We start from the raw sequence: 16077 nt of genomic DNA, 5'->3' as shown, positions 1-16077 counted from the left end.
CATAGTTTTCCGATTCATCCTTTACCGAGAGCAGAGTATTGCCGGTATAGGTGTAGATAAGGTTGTCAATGAGTTCCGCGGTGCCAGAAAAACTTTTTGTATTCCTTTGAAGAGATGTGATATTTCCTGCGGTATCATAAGCAGCCGATTCATTATAAAAATTATTTTTTACTGAACAATGAAACGGTTTCTATAAAAGATAAAGAGCTTCTGAAAAAGTTTGAAGCCATACAGGAGATGAGCGAAGAAGATAAAGCTCTCGTAACAAGTTTTCTCGATCTTACCATTAGGGATTTTAATGCAAGAAAAGCCTATAAGTAAGTTTTGCTTTACTATAAAACACAAACCCCACCGCTTTGCGGTGGGGTTTGTGATCACTACGGATTACAAAAGATTTTGTTCTTGAAAAAAATGTTGCATATCTTCTTTAAACCTTTCTTTATCAAAGTCTTTTACTTTCTTTGGAAGTTTATCCAAGTTTTCTAAGCTTTCAAGTATTTTTTTCGCTAATATTCTCTTGCTTTCTTCATCTGAAGAGTCTACAAAATCAGTATACTCTGTACTGTCTAAGTCTATCGAATCTATAAACAATTTGAACATTCTTTCCTGTTCTCCTGTAAATCTATTCTTTTTAGTCTTATCATCAACATATACTGGTTTTTTCTTCTTAAAAAGGTGTTCAAATCCTTCGGGAGGTAAAACACAAGTAAAACCTATAATATAATCTTGAATATCTTCACCATAAAATCTATCTGCGAAAAACACTTTAAGTTCCTCAGACATGCTAACTATGGTATTAGATTTATGCTTAGCCATAGGATCCATTATTAAACTTATTGAAATATTCATTTCTAATTTTTATGATTGTATTTATCTAAATATTTTATTACCCGCAGGTAGTTCCCCGTGTATTAAAAAGTAACCGTATATCTTGGATTTTTCTGCAATCTTTATTTGCAATTGATTGCCAAAGAATTGAGGTTCCATTTCTACACCTGCAGGTCCAATTCCTCTTAAATAATTTGGATCATATCGATCTACTCCCTGTATAGTCTCTCCATATTTCCATACATCTCCGGCATTTAAATATTTTGTACCTGTAGGAAAAGGGTATCCTGAAGTGTAAACTGGGTACAGACCAGAAACATTAGCTGTTAAAGCATATTGAAATCCCTGCTGTCCTTTCTGCCTGTCCACTATTTTCATTATCTCATAGGTAGCTTTTGCAGCAATAGCGGCTACGGCTGCAACAGCCAAAATAGGTGGTATCGCAACATCATCTGCTACACCTACTACCGTTACATCATCTGCCAATAAAACTCCGGAAGCAGTCAATCCTGCTAACATAATTGTTCCGGAATAATCTGTAGGCTCTGTGTTTTGAAGTTTATAAGAATGCGCAGTCATACCTCCGATAGATCCATCGCTAAGCATTCCATTTGGATCTGCAGTGTCTAATGTATTCCAGTTAAGATATCCGCCTTTATTAATAAGATTAAAGCTTTGACCATTTCGCCAAGCATTCATCGCAGCAGCATACGCAGGAGTTTCTCCGAAGGTAGTGCCACTTCCACCACCATATACAACACCAACTCAACTTTTGTCTCGCGCGAGGACATTCTTTTTTTCCGTGCGAACGTTTACTTTTGAACGCTTCTCTGTTCGCTAATGCCAAAAGTATAGATTTCAACTGAAGAAAAAAATAGGGTTTTCCCTATTTTTTATTTCAATTGAAAAAAAATAAGGGATAACTAAAAGTGGTATCGTTGTCGCTGTTGTCGCAGATGTGGACTTGTGGGTAAAATAACAATGGCAAAAGCCCTGGCCTTATCCACAAATCCACATCCTTTAACATACTTCCAGTTCTACTGCGATTCTGAGCGGGGGCGCATTTTTCCTTATTCAGGGTGGTTGCAGCGTTGGCGGAAAAGTCTTTTTTCAGCTCCGGGAAAGATTCGGAAAAGGTGTCGGCTAAAAGCGTTGGCTGTGGAGTTTTTCTCAAAAACGCAGCAAAGGAAAGCATTTTGCATAATCTCAAATTATAGGCACCGAGGGATTTTGACTGGAACGCAGTGGAAGGCAACGTTTAGCGGCTGGAGTGCGTATAATTTTGATTATGTAATTTGCTGTGGCATTAAGGTTCAGGCAAAGGTTTAGCCTCAGAGTTGGAGGAAAATGTCTTTTTCAGCATTGGCGGGCGGGACAATAATTCAAAATGCAGGCGTTGGAGTTTCTCAGTGATTAAAAGTATCAGCCGGGTTTCTACAATATTATTTACAGTGAGCAAAAGTATTTTCTCAGGAGCTAAAATATTCTTCCAATACAGTAATATATTCTTCTAAGGTGCTAAAAGTATTTTCTAAGGTGGTAAAAGTATTTTCCGAGGTGCTAAAAGTATAAGTCCCTGTGCTAAAATATTCTTCACAGGGACTTCATGTATATTTCGGGTAAGGAAAAGTATGTTTCTATCTAATTGGATGAAAAGTATTGATGGCGTTTTTCAGGATTTCTAATCTGGTTTGTTTGTACCCGGCGGTTGTGGAAGCTCTGTTGTGTCCCGCAAAAACCTGAACGATTCTTGTATCGTTTTCTTTTCTTAAAAGGTTGGCAATGACGCTTTGACGGATTTTTTTGGGTTTTAGTCTTTCTTCGGGTTTTCTGTTTTCATTAATTATCCGGTTTAAGGCATTGGGTTTTGCTTCTTCCTGTAATCTTCCTGTAATGAGTTTTTTAGGATCTTTTAAATATTTCGTAAGATTGGGATAGTCTTCTGTAAGATAATGGTAAAATAAGAGGATCTGAGAGGCTTTTAAGGGGAGCGTCCTTGCTTTTTTCCGGTGTGGTGATTTGATGTAGATTTCTGCTTTTTCCAGATTGATATCTTCAGTATTTAGATTACAGATTTCCGCTGCTGTTAAGGCTTGATATACCAATAAACTTACAATGACTTCGTTTCTTTTTTTGAGTTTTCCGTCCGGATCTTGCCGTGTTTTTGCCAGGTAGTTCTCTAATGTTTCTTCGCTGTATAAACGGTCTACTTTTATCTGCCTGTCGATTTTGTCTTTTAAATAGAGTCCCTGCAGGGATGGTCGTTCCGGAGTCCTGCTTCCAAGAGGTAATTATAATAAATTTTTACTTCGGATAAATAACGTTTAACGGATTCGGGAGTGTAGTTTTCATTCTTCCGGAGGTGGGCGATGAAGTGTAGAATGTCTTTGTACTGCGCCGTTTTGGCTTTTCGGCCCATATAGTCCAGATATTTGCCAATCATATACAGATGAACTTTATAAGAGGTTTTGCTGTATTTTTCGTGTAAATATTCTTCGAGTTTCATCTTAATTAATTGTAGATTTTAGATTTTAAATTTTAGATGATTTTCCATTTTTAAATTTTTAAATCTTTAAATCATTTAATTGTTGCTGATTAATGTGTGTGTAAATTTCTGTGGTTTCAATATGGTCGTGTCCTAAAAAGTACCGGATCTGCTCAAGCTTCATTCCGTTTTCTAAAAGGTGTGTTGCGATGGAGTGCCGAAGGGTATGTATTCCGATTTTGCGCAATTCCTGTATTGTCAATCTTTTTCCAAATTCTGTTTTCTGAAGCAGTGTTTTTAAGATTCTCACAAAACTTCCGGATTGCATTCTGTGGTTTTCTGTGTTGTAAAACAGAGGTCGGTTGTTGTCTCCTTTGTCGATTTCAAGTGAAGAAATAAATTCCTGCAATTCTTCTTTCACTTTATTTGTCAGCGGCACGAGCCGCCTTTTGTTGTTTTTTCCTTTTTCTACGATCACTACATTTTCCTGAAGATTAATGTCTTCTCTGTTGATTCTTACCAGTTCTCCGACTCTCAGCCCGCATCCGTAGGCAAGATTTAAGATGTTTCTTTCCTGTAGGTTTTCGGTTGCTTCATAGAGTTCCCGGATTTGTTCCCGGGTAAAAATAATCCGCTCTCTTCTTTGGGGTTCAGATGAAAAAATAAAGGCGGATGCAGGATCTTTTCTGAGGGTTTCGGTTTCGATTAAATGGCTGAAGTATTTCTGGATGATCCGCATTCTTCCCTTTATGCTTTCTCCTTTGAGTAGTTCTCCGGTGATACGATTCTTTTTTTGCTGTAAGGTTTTGTAATAGACTGCGATATCTTTGGGCTGTATTTCTTCTAAAGTAAAGATTTTATTTTCTTCCAAATAGGTAAAGAATGCTTTTAAATAGAGGCGTTTTTCTTTTACCGTTGCAGGGCTGTAGCCTAAGATTTCTAAATGGGTTTTGTAGTTTAATACTTCCTGCTCGTAAACTTTTGTGTATAATGTTGCCATGTATGACGGTTTGGTTTACTCAATATTTTTTATTTTGGGTCACTAACTTTGTTGATGGTTTTTAGTTGCTGGTTTTTAGTTATATACGCTGTCGTAGCTTTGTTTTTTGTGAACCAATGGCGAACCGTAGTGAACCAGACTTATTTGTTTTCGGTCTTAAGCTCTTTAATCTGCTTCAGTAAATAGTCTTTTATTTCTGCTCTCAATTTCTGATAATTATCCCAGTAACTTACTTTGTAACGGATTCCTGTATTGTTAAATCCTCCAACCTGTTTAATATATTCTAACTCTAAAAGCGTGTTGATATATCGCTGTAATTGCGTTTTCGATAAATTAAATTCCTGTCTTATTTCTCTTTGCATAAACTCCGTGTCGGAGTTGCTTTTATTTCCTTTCTTCTGGGTAAGATATTTCTTCAGCTTTTCAAAGAACTGCCGTAAACTTCCGTCTAATTCGTCTACTTTTAAAACAATGCTTTCAAAAAGTACTTCTGTGGCCTGTTCGATATCTTCAATCTCCGTAATCAAATAACCGTTTTTAACTTCCCGTTGGTACTGATTAATAAAAGTAACTTGCTTTATTACGGCTTGGTACATTTCGTTTAACCGTCTTATTTTATGGACTTTCTCAGGAAGATTCAGTTTCGTAGCAAATGGATTAATGACCTCATAATGCTTTAAATTTCTAACCAGCTTTTGTATAAAACCAATGGCTTTTTCCTGCTCGTTTCGGTCAATTTCTCCTGCGTTTCTTTGGTTTTGGTAATGGATGATTCTTTGCGTCTGCTCTTTGCTTTCGTCTACGGCAATTAAAAAACTTCGGCTCATATTATCCTCGTAGGTTTCGCCTTTGGTGGTGGCTGATAAACTGCTGAACTGTCCTTTTACAATCTTATGGGAAGATTTGTTGTTTCCTTTTTTGTCTTTGATGGTGACTGAACTTCTCAGCACCTGGTTCGAGATAAATTCACGAAGGGCATACAAAGCATCTTCTTTTAATCCGTCTAAATCTTCAATAATAATGATCTTTTGGAACAGGTCATATTCGCCCCAGTTATAAAGGGAACTTTCTGTAATTCTTGTAAATCTCAACACATCTTCCTGTGGCATTAAATCCGCAATCCTGCTTATAATATGCGTCTTTCCGCTTCCCGAACTTCCCTGTACAATTCCGTGTAGTGGGCTTTTGTTTAAATAACTGATCGTAATTAAAAAGAGCAGAAGCCTGGACTGTTCTTCACCGATGATTCCTGCTTTTTCGATGAGCCGGTTCAGGTTCTGAAGCACATTCTTCTGCTCTAAAAATTCGATTGCTGTTTTGGGTTCTGCCGCTGATTGTGCTGATTGCGCAGGTTTTTCATTTAATTGCGTGTAAAGGCTCTTGACTTCCGATGAAAATAAAATTCTCCTTTCTTCCAAAAGCTGTGTAAATATACTTTCATCATGAAGCTGTAAGGTTTCGTTAACATCTTTACAGGGTAGCTCAACGGTTGTAATTTTCAAATTTTCAAATTCATTCATTATCAAATTACTGTACTTTTCCACCGCCTTTTTTCCTGCTTCATCGTTATCAAAACAAAAGATAATTTCTTTTTCCTCGACAGGCTCTGAGACCAGCCATTCTTTTATTGCCTGTGAAATTTCCTCGTTCAATCCGTTGGTTCCAAAGCAGGCCATTAGCGAATAGCTATTGGCAATTGGCTGTATCTGAAGCAAACTTGCGCAATCGATAATGGCTTCTGTAAGGATTAATTTCTTAGTGTCCTGTTTCGGATATCCCGGATAAATTCCTGATCGGTTCTTCAGGTAGAAGTGTTTCGCAGTTGAGCCTGCCATCGAAGGGTCATCGTGCAGGGTGGAGCGGAAGTATAAGCTGGTGATCCTGTGCTCTTTGTTTCTCAGCGCAAAACAGATGCACCACTTGGCAAAGGGGCTGTATCCTTTTTCTTTGGTTCTGCTGTTGATAAGACCTTTGTCCTGCAATAATCCTGCTTCCAGGGCTTTCTTCAAAAGTTCTTCCGTTTTCCTTTCCCCATGATGGAACTGCCCGGAGTTGTAGCCGATTTCTAAAATGCTGTTGTCGAGATTTCTTCTGGCTACATAATCTTTTGCAGGTTTGCTGCTGTGAAGCGCATTTTTAAAATAAGAGAACATTCTTTCTAAAAATTCGGTGTCGGGCGGGTTGTTGTTGGTTGCTGGCTGTTCGCTTTTGGTTGTTGGTTTTCTGCCATCAACTAACAACTTTGAACCAACAACCAGGCTTTCTGCTTTCTTGATGGCTTCGTGTTTGGAGATCTTCTCATAATCTTCTATGAACTGGATCACGTCTCCGGTTTTTCCGCAACTGTGGCATTTGTAAAAATTCTTTTCCAGGTTTACCTGTAGACTTGGCGTTCTGTCTTCGTGATAAAAACAGTGAAGCATTTTGTTTTTGGGTTTCAGCCCGTAATGATCTAAGATTTCAGATAAAGAAAGATGTTGTTTGATGGCGGAGATTTCCATAGGATAAAAATTTTTGAAAAAAAATTACATTCTCATATTTGTCCCAAAAGTAACAATTACGAGAATATAAAACAAGTCTTATTCGAGATTTATATTTTTATTCTACTCTTATTTGTCTTAAATTCGCATTTATAAGGTGTTTAATTGTTTAGAATCTCACTTATGACTATTGCAGAACGTATAAGATTATACAGACAACAAAAAGGACTTTCCCAGGCAGAGCTTGCGGAAAAGTCTCAGGTGAATAATAAAAGTCTTTCCCGTTACGAACTGGGAAGCAGCATCCCGCCTGCGGATGCGCTTAAAAATATCGCCGATGCTTTAGGGGTTTCAAGTGATGCATTACTGAACGATGAAACGGTTTCTATAAAAGATAAAGAGCTTCTGAAAAAGTTTGAAGCCATACAGGAAATGAGCGAAGAAGATAAAGCTCTCGTGACAAGGTTTCTTGATCTTACCATCAGGGATTTTAATGCTAGAAAAGCTTATAAGTAAGTTTTGCTTTATTATAAAACACAAAACCCACCGCAATTGCAGTGGGTTATTTATTGTTGTTCACGGATTACAAATCCGCGAGATCGGGTTCTTTTACTGTTCCATATTTTTATAAGAAATTATTAAAAAAGGGAGTTGACCACTTATATTAGGTAAGGAATATCCAATAGTCAGTTTGGAAATATTTCCCTCTGATTTAATTAAAATTTCATTATATTGAGATATGATTTCATGATTATTATTTTCTGTAATTAAATTCTTGCTTTTGAACGCACTTTCATCATAAATTGATGAAAGCTTGTGAAATTCATTTACTAAATCATCACTGTTTTGAAAATCAATTCTTTCGGTTATTTCATATGAACCTGACTGTAATTCTTTATCACTTTGCTTAATAAATATTTGTCCACCATTTATTTTAGATTCTATTAATTGATGTTCTTTAAACTTTGTGATAAATGTTTTGGTATTTCCACCTGTCCAAGCAACACCTTGATTAACTCCATATTCGAACTTTAAGGTTGATTTCTTTATCATTTCTTCTGGAGTTAAACTTAAGTCTAAGTCAAGGAATAAGTGATTTAATTTTTTATTCATATTCTGTTGGCTAAATAAAATTAAACTTAAAAATACACAAATTACTACTAATATTTTTTTCATGTAATTAATCGTTGAATTATAAATTATCTTATAAATGCGCTACTAGGACTAGGACCTCCGTAATAAAATCGTACTTGCATAGCACCGGAAACCATTCTATATTGTGCTGTCATTTGAATGACTTGTATGCCATAAGCTGCGCCTTCTGCAATAATTCGTGGAGATATAATAGTATCTGCAGTTGTTCCAATTATAAATTGTCCTCCATAATCTTTTACTCCATTATTTCTACTCATTGAATAAATCATTGAAGAAATTTGCCCAGTATTAGAGCTGCTATAAAGAGTCCCGTCCATTGCTTTTACTTCCGCAAATTGAGCTCCTGAATATCTTATTGAATTTTTAGGAAAAGGCGTTGGAATTCTCAAACGTCCCACTTCTACTGAATAATAGTTGTCTCGTACTAAATCAAAAACACCATCAGGAATCGTGTTTCTTGCTCTATTCTTATACATTCCTGCAATTTTTAAATCATTACTTTCATAATTTAGAGAAGAATAATCTATTCCCATGATTGTATTAAATGCATTTTCAAATAAACTACCTGCTTTTTGCTGTAGAGCACCTGCTGAAAGTCCAGGATATAATTGGCTAACATGATTTAATAATGTAGATTTATTAAGAGGTTGGTATTCTCCGTTAATATTCGCCTGCATCCATGGACTCAACGAACTTCCACCATCGGCAAGATATGCCATGATGTCTTTGTACATCTGTGTTTCCCCGAAAGCGCTACTTCCTCCACCATATACAACACCAACTCAACTTTTGTCTCGCGCGAGGACATTCTTTTTTTCCGTGCGAACGTTTACTTTTGAACGCTTCTCTGTTCGCTAATGCCAAAAGTATAGATTTCAACTGAAGAAAAAAATAGGGTTTTCCCTATTTTTTATTTCAATTGAAAAAAAATAAGGGATAACTAAAAGTGGTATCGTTGTCGCTGTTGTCGCAGATGTGGACTTGTGGGTAAAATAACAATGGCAAAAGCCCTGGCCTTATCCACAAATCCACATCCTTTAACATACTTCCAGTTCTACTGCGATTCTGAGCGGGGGCGCATTTTTCCTTATTCAGGGTGGTTGCAGCGTTGGCGGAAAAGTCTTTTTTCAGCTCCGGGAAAGATTCGGAAAAGGTGTCGGCTAAAAGCGTTGGCTGTGGAGTTTTTCTCAAAAACGCAGCAAAGGAAAGCATTTTGCATAATCTCAAATTATAGGCACCGAGGGATTTTGACTGGAACGCAGTGGAAGGCAACGTTTAGCGGCTGGAGTGCGTATAATTTTGATTATGTAATTTGCTGTGGCATTAAGGTTCAGGCAAAGGTTTAGGCTCAGAGTTGGAGGAAAATGTCTTTTTCAGCATTGGCGGGCGGGACAATAATTCAAAATGCAGGCGTTGGAGTTACTCAGTGATTAAAAGTATCAGCCGGGTTTCTACAATATTATTTACAGTGAGCAAAAGTATTTTCTCAGGAGCTAAAATATTCTTCCAATACAGTAATATATTCTTCTAAGGTGCTAAAAGTATTTTCTAAGGTGGTAAAAGTATTTTCCGAGGTGCTAAAAGTATAAGTCCCTGTGCTAAAATATTCTTCACAGGGACTTCATGTATATTTCGGGTAAGGAAAAGTATGTTTCTATCTAATTGGATGAAAAGTATTGATGGCGTTTTTCAGGATTTCTAATCTGGTTTGTTTGTACCCGGCGGTTGTGGAAGCTCTGTTGTGTCCCGCAAAAACCTGAACGATTCTTGTATCGTTTTCTTTTCTTAAAAGGTTGGCAATGACGCTTTGACGGATTTTTTTGGGTTTTAGTCTTTCTTCGGGTTTTCTGTTTTCATTAATTATCCGGTTTAAGGCATTGGGTTTTGCTTCTTCCTGTAATCTTCCTGTAATGAGTTTTTTAGGATCTTTTAAATATTTCGTAAGATTGGGATAGTCTTCTGTAAGATAATGGTAAAATAAGAGGATCTGAGAGGCTTTTAAGGGGAGCGTCCTTGCTTTTTTCCGGTGTGGTGATTTGATGTAGATTTCTGCTTTTTCCAGATTGATATCTTCAGTATTTAGATTACAGATTTCCGCTGCTGTTAAGGCTTGATATACCAATAAACTTACAATGACTTCGTTTCTTTTTTTGAGTTTTCCGTCCGGATCTTGCCGTGTTTTTGCCAGGTAGTTCTCTAATGTTTCTTCGCTGTATAAACGGTCTACTTTTATCTGCCTGTCGATTTTGTCTTTTAAATAGAGTCCCTGCAGGGATGGTCGTTCCGGAGTCCTGCTTCCAAGAGGTAATTATAATAAATTTTTACTTCGGATAAATAACGTTTAACGGATTCGGGAGTGTAGTTTTCATTCTTCCGGAGGTGGGCGATGAAGTGTAGAATGTCTTTGTACTGCGCCGTTTTGGCTTTTCGGCCCATATAGTCCAGATATTTGCCAATCATATACAGATGAACTTTATAAGAGGTTTTGCTGTATTTTTCGTGTAAATATTCTTCGAGTTTCATCTTAATTAATTGTAGATTTTAGATTTTAAATTTTAGATGATTTTCCATTTTTAAATTTTTAAATCTTTAAATCATTTAATTGTTGCTGATTAATGTGTGTGTAAATTTCTGTGGTTTCAATATGGTCGTGTCCTAAAAAGTACCGGATCTGCTCAAGCTTCATTCCGTTTTCTAAAAGGTGTGTTGCGATGGAGTGCCGAAGGGTATGTATTCCGATTTTGCGCAATTCCTGTATTGTCAATCTTTTTCCAAATTCTGTTTTCTGAAGCAGTGTTTTTAAGATTCTCACAAAACTTCCGGATTGCATTCTGTGGTTTTCTGTGTTGTAAAACAGAGGTCGGTTGTTGTCTCCTTTGTCGATTTCAAGTGAAGAAATAAATTCCTGCAATTCTTCTTTCACTTTATTTGTCAGCGGCACGAGCCGCCTTTTGTTGTTTTTTCCTTTTTCTACGATCACTACATTTTCCTGAAGATTAATGTCTTCTCTGTTGATTCTTACCAGTTCTCCGACTCTCAGCCCGCATCCGTAGGCAAGATTTAAGATGTTTCTTTCCTGTAGGTTTTCGGTTGCTTCATAGAGTTCCCGGATTTGTTCCCGGGTAAAAATAATCCGCTCTCTTCTTTGGGGTTCAGATGAAAAAATAAAGGCGGATGCAGGATCTTTTCTGAGGGTTTCGGTTTCGATTAAATGGCTGAAGTATTTCTGGATGATCCGCATTCTTCCCTTTATGCTTTCTCCTTTGAGTAGTTCTCCGGTGATACGATTCTTTTTTTGCTGTAAGGTTTTGTAATAGACTGCGATATCTTTGGGCTGTATTTCTTCTAAAGTAAAGATTTTATTTTCTTCCAAATAGGTAAAGAATGCTTTTAAATAGAGGCGTTTTTCTTTTACCGTTGCAGGGCTGTAGCCTAAGATTTCTAAATGGGTTTTGTAGTTTAATACTTCCTGCTCGTAAACTTTTGTGTATAATGTTGCCATGTATGACGGTTTGGTTTACTCAATATTTTTTATTTTGGGTCACTAACTTTGTTGATGGTTTTTAGTTGCTGGTTTTTAGTTATATACGCTGTCGTAGCTTTGTTTTTTGTGAACCAATGGCGAACCGTAGTGAACCAGACTTATTTGTTTTCGGTCTTAAGCTCTTTAATCTGCTTCAGTAAATAGTCTTTTATTTCTGCTCTCAATTTCTGATAATTATCCCAGTAACTTACTTTGTAACGGATTCCTGTATTGTTAAATCCTCCAACCTGTTTAATATATTCTAACTCTAAAAGCGTGTTGATATATCGCTGTAATTGCGTTTTCGATAAATTAAATTCCTGTCTTATTTCTCTTTGCATAAACTCCGTGTCGGAGTTGCTTTTATTTCCTTTCTTCTGGGTAAGATATTTCTTCAGCTTTTCAAAGAACTGCCGTAAACTTCCGTCTAATTCGTCTACTTTTAAAACAATGCTTTCAAAAAGTACTTCTGTGGCCTGTTCGATATCTTCAATCTCCGTAATCAAATAACCGTTTTTAACTTCCCGTTGGTACTGATTAATAAAAGTAACTTGCTTTATTACGGCTTGGTACATTTCGTTTAACCGTCTTATTTTATGGACTTTCTCAGGAAGATTCAGTTTCGTAGCAAATGGATTAATGACCTCATAATGCTTTAAATTTCTAACCAGCTTTTGTATAAAACCAATGGCTTTTTCCTGCTCGTTTCGGTCAATTTCTCCTGCGTTTCTTTGGTTTTGGTAATGGATGATTCTTTGCGTCTGCTCTTTGCTTTCGTCTACGGCAATTAAAAAACTTCGGCTCATATTATCCTCGTAGGTTTCGCCTTTGGTGGTGGCTGATAAACTGCTGAACTGTCCTTTTACAATCTTATGGGAAGATTTGTTGTTTCCTTTTTTGTCTTTGATGGTGACTGAACTTCTCAGCACCTGGTTCGAGATAAATTCACGAAGGGCATACAAAGCATCTTCTTTTAATCCGTCTAAATCTTCAATAATAATGATCTTTTGGAACAGGTCATATTCGCCCCAGTTATAAAGGGAACTTTCTGTAATTCTTGTAAATCTCAACACATCTTCCTGTGGCATTAAATCCGCAATCCTGCTTATAATATGCGTCTTTCCGCTTCCCGAACTTCCCTGTACAATTCCGTGTAGTGGGCTTTTGTTTAAATAACTGATCGTAATTAAAAAGAGCAGAAGCCTGGACTGTTCTTCACCGATGATTCCTGCTTTTTCGATGAGCCGGTTCAGGTTCTGAAGCACATTCTTCTGCTCTAAAAATTCGATTGCTGTTTTGGGTTCTGCCGCTGATTGTGCTGATTGCGCAGGTTTTTCATTTAATTGCGTGTAAAGGCTCTTGACTTCCGATGAAAATAAAATTCTCCTTTCTTCCAAAAGCTGTGTAAATATACTTTCATCATGAAGCTGTAAGGTTTCGTTAACATCTTTACAGGGTAGCTCAACGGTTGTAATTTTCAAATTTTCAAATTCATTCATTATCAAATTACTGTACTTTTCCACCGCCTTTTTTCCTGCTTCATCGTTATCAAAACAAAAGATAATTTCTTTTTCCTCGACAGGCTCTGAGACCAGCCATTCTTTTATTGCCTGTGAAATTTCCTCGTTCAATCCGTTGGTTCCAAAGCAGGCCATTAGCGAATAGCTATTGGCAATTGGCTGTATCTGAAGCAAACTTGCGCAATCGATAATGGCTTCTGTAAGGATTAATTTCTTAGTGTCCTGTTTCGGATATCCCGGATAAATTCCTGATCGGTTCTTCAGGTAGAAGTGTTTCGCAGTTGAGCCTGCCATCGAAGGGTCATCGTGCAGGGTGGAGCGGAAGTATAAGCTGGTGATCCTGTGCTCTTTGTTTCTCAGCGCAAAACAGATGCACCACTTGGCAAAGGGGCTGTATCCTTTTTCTTTGGTTCTGCTGTTGATAAGACCTTTGTCCTGCAATAATCCTGCTTCCAGGGCTTTCTTCAAAAGTTCTTCCGTTTTCCTTTCCCCATGATGGAACTGCCCGGAGTTGTAGCCGATTTCTAAAATGCTGTTGTCGAGATTTCTTCTGGCTACATAATCTTTTGCAGGTTTGCTGCTGTGAAGCGCATTTTTAAAATAAGAGAACATTCTTTCTAAAAATTCGGTGTCGGGCGGGTTGTTGTTGGTTGCTGGCTGTTCGCTTTTGGTTGTTGGTTTTCTGCCATCAACTAACAACTTTGAACCAACAACCAGGCTTTCTGCTTTCTTGATGGCTTCGTGTTTGGAGATCTTCTCATAATCTTCTATGAACTGGATCACGTCTCCGGTTTTTCCGCAACTGTGGCATTTGTAAAAATTCTTTTCCAGGTTTACCTGTAGACTTGGCGTTCTGTCTTCGTGATAAAAACAGTGAAGCATTTTGTTTTTGGGTTTCAGCCCGTAATGATCTAAGATTTCAGATAAAGAAAGATGTTGTTTGATGGCGGAGATTTCCATAGGATAAAAATTTTTGAAAAAAAATTACATTCTCATATTTGTCCCAAAAGTAACAATTACGAGAATATAAAACAAGTCTTATTCGAGATTTATATTTTTATTCTACTCTTATTTGTCTTAAATTCGCATTTATAAGGTGTTTAATTGTTTAGAATCTCACTTATGACTATTGCAGAACGTATAAGATTATACAGACAACAAAAAGGACTTTCCCAGGCAGAGCTTGCGGAAAAGTCTCAGGTGAATAATAAAAGTCTTTCCCGTTACGAACTGGGAAGCAGCATCCCGCCTGCGGATGCGCTTAAAAATATCGCCGATGCTTTAGGGGTTTCAAGTGATGCATTACTGAACGATGAAACGGTTTCTATAAAAGATAAAGAGCTTCTGAAAAAGTTTGAAGCCATACAGGAAATGAGCGAAGAAGATAAAGCTCTCGTGACAAGGTTTCTTGATCTTACCATCAGGGATTTTAATGCTAGAAAAGCTTATAAGTAAGTTTTGCTTTATTATAAAACACAAAACCCACCGCAATTGCAGTGGGTTATTTATTGTTGTTCACGGATTACAAATCCGCGAGATCGGGTTCTTTTACTGTTCCATATTTTTATAAGAAATTATTAAAAAAGGGAGTTGACCACTTATATTAGGTAAGGAATATCCAATAGTCAGTTTGGAAATATTTCCCTCTGATTTAATTAAAATTTCATTATATTGAGATATGATTTCATGATTATTATTTTCTGTAATTAAATTCTTGCTTTTGAACGCACTTTCATCATAAATTGATGAAAGCTTGTGAAATTCATTTACTAAATCATCACTGTTTTGAAAATCAATTCTTTCGGTTATTTCATATGAACCTGACTGTAATTCTTTATCACTTTGCTTAATAAATATTTGTCCACCATTTATTTTAGATTCTATTAATTGATGTTCTTTAAACTTTGTGATAAATGTTTTGGTATTTCCACCTGTCCAAGCAACACCTTGATTAACTCCATATTCGAACTTTAAGGTTGATTTCTTTATCATTTCTTCTGGAGTTAAACTTAAGTCTAAGTCAAGGAATAAGTGATTTAATTTTTTATTCATATTCTGTTGGCTAAATAAAATTAAACTTAAAAATACACAAATTACTACTAATATTTTTTTCATGTAATTAATCGTTGAATTATAAATTATCTTATAAATGCGCTACTAGGACTAGGACCTCCGTAATAAAATCGTACTTGCATAGCACCGGAAACCATTCTATATTGTGCTGTCATTTGAATGACTTGTATGCCATAAGCTGCGCCTTCTGCAATAATTCGTGGAGATATAATAGTATCTGCAGTTGTTCCAATTATAAATTGTCCTCCATAATCTTTTACTCCATTATTTCTACTCATTGAATAAATCATTGAAGAAATTTGCCCAGTATTAGAGCTGCTATAAAGAGTCCCGTCCATTGCTTTTACTTCCGCAAATTGAGCTCCTGAATATCTTATTGAATTTTTAGGAAAAGGCGTTGGAATTCTCAAACGTCCCACTTCTACTGAATAATAGTTGTCTCGTACTAAATCAAAAACACCATCAGGAATCGTGTTTCTTGCTCTATTCTTATACATTCCTGCAATTTTTAAATCATTACTTTCATAATTTAGAGAAGAATAATCTATTCCCATGATTGTATTAAATGCATTTTCAAATAAACTACCTGCTTTTTGCTGTAGAGCACCTGCTGAAAGTCCAGGATATAATTGGCTAACATGATTTAATAATGTAGATTTATTAAGAGGTTGGTATTCTCCGTTAATATTCGCCTGCATCCATGGACTCAACGAACTTCCACCATCGGCAAGATATGCCATGATGTCTTTGTACATCTGTGTTTCCCCGAAAGCGCTACTTCCTCCACCACCACTCGCTATAGTACCAAACCCATAGCTGTCACTATAACCAGCGTCTCCAAAACTTAACCAGTTAGGATTTGTCCATCCGGGTTGGTAATCTACTGTACCTCCATCCGTAGCCATTGTTAGTCGTTTAGGCGCCATCCCATCAGGATCAATGAAATTAATCGGGTTATTAAAAGCAAAATTATACGGAGAATACCTTCTCATTTGCTCTGCTAACGGATCAAT

Annotated in this window: 15 protein-coding genes and 1 pseudogene; 2 read left to right on the top strand and 14 right to left on the bottom strand. The window is 36.8% G+C overall.

Going from position 1 to position 16077, the window contains the following annotated elements; all coding sequences use genetic code 11:
* Positions 1-384: 384 nt before the first annotated feature.
* The 6 genes from AC3WV0_RS17950 to AC3WV0_RS17925 form a co-directional block, all read right to left on the bottom strand.
* Complete coding sequence (locus tag AC3WV0_RS17950) at positions 385-849, bottom strand: Imm44 family immunity protein (RefSeq protein WP_488847464.1); 465 nt, start codon at positions 847-849, stop codon at positions 385-387.
* A 21-nt stretch (positions 850-870) separates the two neighbouring features.
* Positions 871-1527: a hypothetical protein gene (locus AC3WV0_RS17945; protein ID WP_488847463.1), complete on the bottom strand. Its 657-nt coding sequence runs from the start codon at positions 1525-1527 to the stop codon at positions 871-873.
* 938 nt (positions 1528-2465) lie between these two features.
* Entirely contained in the window at positions 2466-2999 is a 534-nt protein-coding gene (locus AC3WV0_RS17940; RefSeq protein WP_488847465.1) for a tyrosine-type recombinase/integrase, read from the bottom strand.
* A 65-nt stretch (positions 3000-3064) separates the two neighbouring features.
* Positions 3065-3334 (bottom strand): phage integrase N-terminal SAM-like domain-containing protein, encoded by a 270-nt coding sequence (locus AC3WV0_RS17935; RefSeq protein ID WP_488847461.1) that lies wholly within the window; start codon positions 3332-3334, stop codon positions 3065-3067.
* Positions 3335-3392: 58 nt separating this feature from the next.
* Positions 3393-4313 carry a tyrosine-type recombinase/integrase gene (locus AC3WV0_RS17930; protein ID WP_488847460.1) on the bottom strand — a complete coding sequence of 307 codons (921 nt, stop codon included), beginning with the start codon at positions 4311-4313 and terminating at the stop codon, positions 3393-3395.
* Positions 4314-4453: 140 nt separating this feature from the next.
* The gene (locus AC3WV0_RS17925; protein WP_488847459.1) at positions 4454-6814 is read right to left on the bottom strand and encodes a CHC2 zinc finger domain-containing protein; all 2361 of its coding nucleotides are present in this window, start codon (positions 6812-6814) and stop codon (positions 4454-4456) included.
* 162 nt (positions 6815-6976) lie between these two features.
* On the opposite strand from AC3WV0_RS17925, the gene AC3WV0_RS17920 reads away from it, so the two are divergent.
* Positions 6977-7309, top strand: a complete 333-nt coding sequence (locus tag AC3WV0_RS17920; protein WP_488847457.1) for a helix-turn-helix domain-containing protein — start codon at positions 6977-6979, stop codon at positions 7307-7309.
* Between the two features lie 93 nt (positions 7310-7402).
* Here the strand turns inward: AC3WV0_RS17920 and AC3WV0_RS17915 are convergent, their stop codons facing one another.
* The 6 genes from AC3WV0_RS17915 to AC3WV0_RS17890 form a co-directional block, all read right to left on the bottom strand.
* On the bottom strand, positions 7403-7969 hold the full coding sequence (locus AC3WV0_RS17915) for a hypothetical protein (RefSeq protein WP_488847456.1): 567 nt from the start codon (positions 7967-7969) through the stop codon (positions 7403-7405).
* Between the two features lie 23 nt (positions 7970-7992).
* Positions 7993-8682: a hypothetical protein gene (locus tag AC3WV0_RS17910; RefSeq protein WP_488847462.1), complete on the bottom strand. Its 690-nt coding sequence runs from the start codon at positions 8680-8682 to the stop codon at positions 7993-7995.
* A gap of 920 nt (positions 8683-9602) precedes the next feature.
* Positions 9603-10136, bottom strand: coding sequence for a tyrosine-type recombinase/integrase (locus tag AC3WV0_RS17905; protein WP_488847465.1), 534 nt, complete (start codon positions 10134-10136; stop codon positions 9603-9605).
* A gap of 65 nt (positions 10137-10201) precedes the next feature.
* Positions 10202-10471, bottom strand: coding sequence for a phage integrase N-terminal SAM-like domain-containing protein (locus AC3WV0_RS17900; protein ID WP_488847461.1), 270 nt, complete (start codon positions 10469-10471; stop codon positions 10202-10204).
* Between the two features lie 58 nt (positions 10472-10529).
* Positions 10530-11450 carry a tyrosine-type recombinase/integrase gene (locus tag AC3WV0_RS17895; protein WP_488847460.1) on the bottom strand — a complete coding sequence of 307 codons (921 nt, stop codon included), beginning with the start codon at positions 11448-11450 and terminating at the stop codon, positions 10530-10532.
* A gap of 140 nt (positions 11451-11590) precedes the next feature.
* A complete protein-coding gene (locus tag AC3WV0_RS17890) occupies positions 11591-13951 on the bottom strand; it encodes a CHC2 zinc finger domain-containing protein (RefSeq protein WP_488847459.1) in 2361 nt (786 codons plus the stop codon).
* 162 nt (positions 13952-14113) lie between these two features.
* Between AC3WV0_RS17890 and AC3WV0_RS17885 the strand changes: the two genes are divergently transcribed.
* Positions 14114-14446 carry a helix-turn-helix domain-containing protein gene (locus tag AC3WV0_RS17885; RefSeq protein WP_488847457.1) on the top strand — a complete coding sequence of 111 codons (333 nt, stop codon included), beginning with the start codon at positions 14114-14116 and terminating at the stop codon, positions 14444-14446.
* A gap of 93 nt (positions 14447-14539) precedes the next feature.
* Here the strand turns inward: AC3WV0_RS17885 and AC3WV0_RS17880 are convergent, their stop codons facing one another.
* A complete protein-coding gene (locus AC3WV0_RS17880) occupies positions 14540-15106 on the bottom strand; it encodes a hypothetical protein (RefSeq protein WP_488847456.1) in 567 nt (188 codons plus the stop codon).
* Positions 15107-15129: 23 nt separating this feature from the next.
* Positions 15130-16077, bottom strand: a pseudogene (locus AC3WV0_RS17875) (hypothetical protein); the annotation flags it as partial.

This window comes from Chryseobacterium sp. 27AL (genome assembly GCF_057815395.1).
Note: the sequence above shows the minus strand (reverse complement) of the source record. Positions and strands in the feature narration are given on the sequence as shown.

What these genes read in the sequence shown, in the direction of transcription:
- AC3WV0_RS17915 (WP_488847456.1), bottom strand. Translation starts at nt 7,969, where the DNA reads ATGAAAAAAATATTAGTAGTAATTTGTGTATTTTTAAGTTTAATTTTA.
- AC3WV0_RS17950 (WP_488847464.1), bottom strand. Translation starts at nt 849, where the DNA reads ATGAATATTTCAATAAGTTTAATAATGGATCCTATGGCTAAGCATAAA.
- AC3WV0_RS17925 (WP_488847459.1), bottom strand. Translation starts at nt 6,814, where the DNA reads ATGGAAATCTCCGCCATCAAACAACATCTTTCTTTATCTGAAATCTTA.
- AC3WV0_RS17890 (WP_488847459.1), bottom strand. Translation starts at nt 13,951, where the DNA reads ATGGAAATCTCCGCCATCAAACAACATCTTTCTTTATCTGAAATCTTA.
- AC3WV0_RS17910 (WP_488847462.1), bottom strand. Translation starts at nt 8,682, where the DNA reads ATGTACAAAGACATCATGGCATATCTTGCCGATGGTGGAAGTTCGTTG.
- AC3WV0_RS17920 (WP_488847457.1), top strand. Translation starts at nt 6,977, where the DNA reads ATGACTATTGCAGAACGTATAAGATTATACAGACAACAAAAAGGACTT.
- AC3WV0_RS17895 (WP_488847460.1), bottom strand. Translation starts at nt 11,450, where the DNA reads ATGGCAACATTATACACAAAAGTTTACGAGCAGGAAGTATTAAACTAC.
- AC3WV0_RS17885 (WP_488847457.1), top strand. Translation starts at nt 14,114, where the DNA reads ATGACTATTGCAGAACGTATAAGATTATACAGACAACAAAAAGGACTT.
- AC3WV0_RS17930 (WP_488847460.1), bottom strand. Translation starts at nt 4,313, where the DNA reads ATGGCAACATTATACACAAAAGTTTACGAGCAGGAAGTATTAAACTAC.
- AC3WV0_RS17945 (WP_488847463.1), bottom strand. Translation starts at nt 1,527, where the DNA reads ATGAATGCTTGGCGAAATGGTCAAAGCTTTAATCTTATTAATAAAGGC.
- AC3WV0_RS17900 (WP_488847461.1), bottom strand. Translation starts at nt 10,471, where the DNA reads ATGAAACTCGAAGAATATTTACACGAAAAATACAGCAAAACCTCTTAT.
- AC3WV0_RS17880 (WP_488847456.1), bottom strand. Translation starts at nt 15,106, where the DNA reads ATGAAAAAAATATTAGTAGTAATTTGTGTATTTTTAAGTTTAATTTTA.
- AC3WV0_RS17935 (WP_488847461.1), bottom strand. Translation starts at nt 3,334, where the DNA reads ATGAAACTCGAAGAATATTTACACGAAAAATACAGCAAAACCTCTTAT.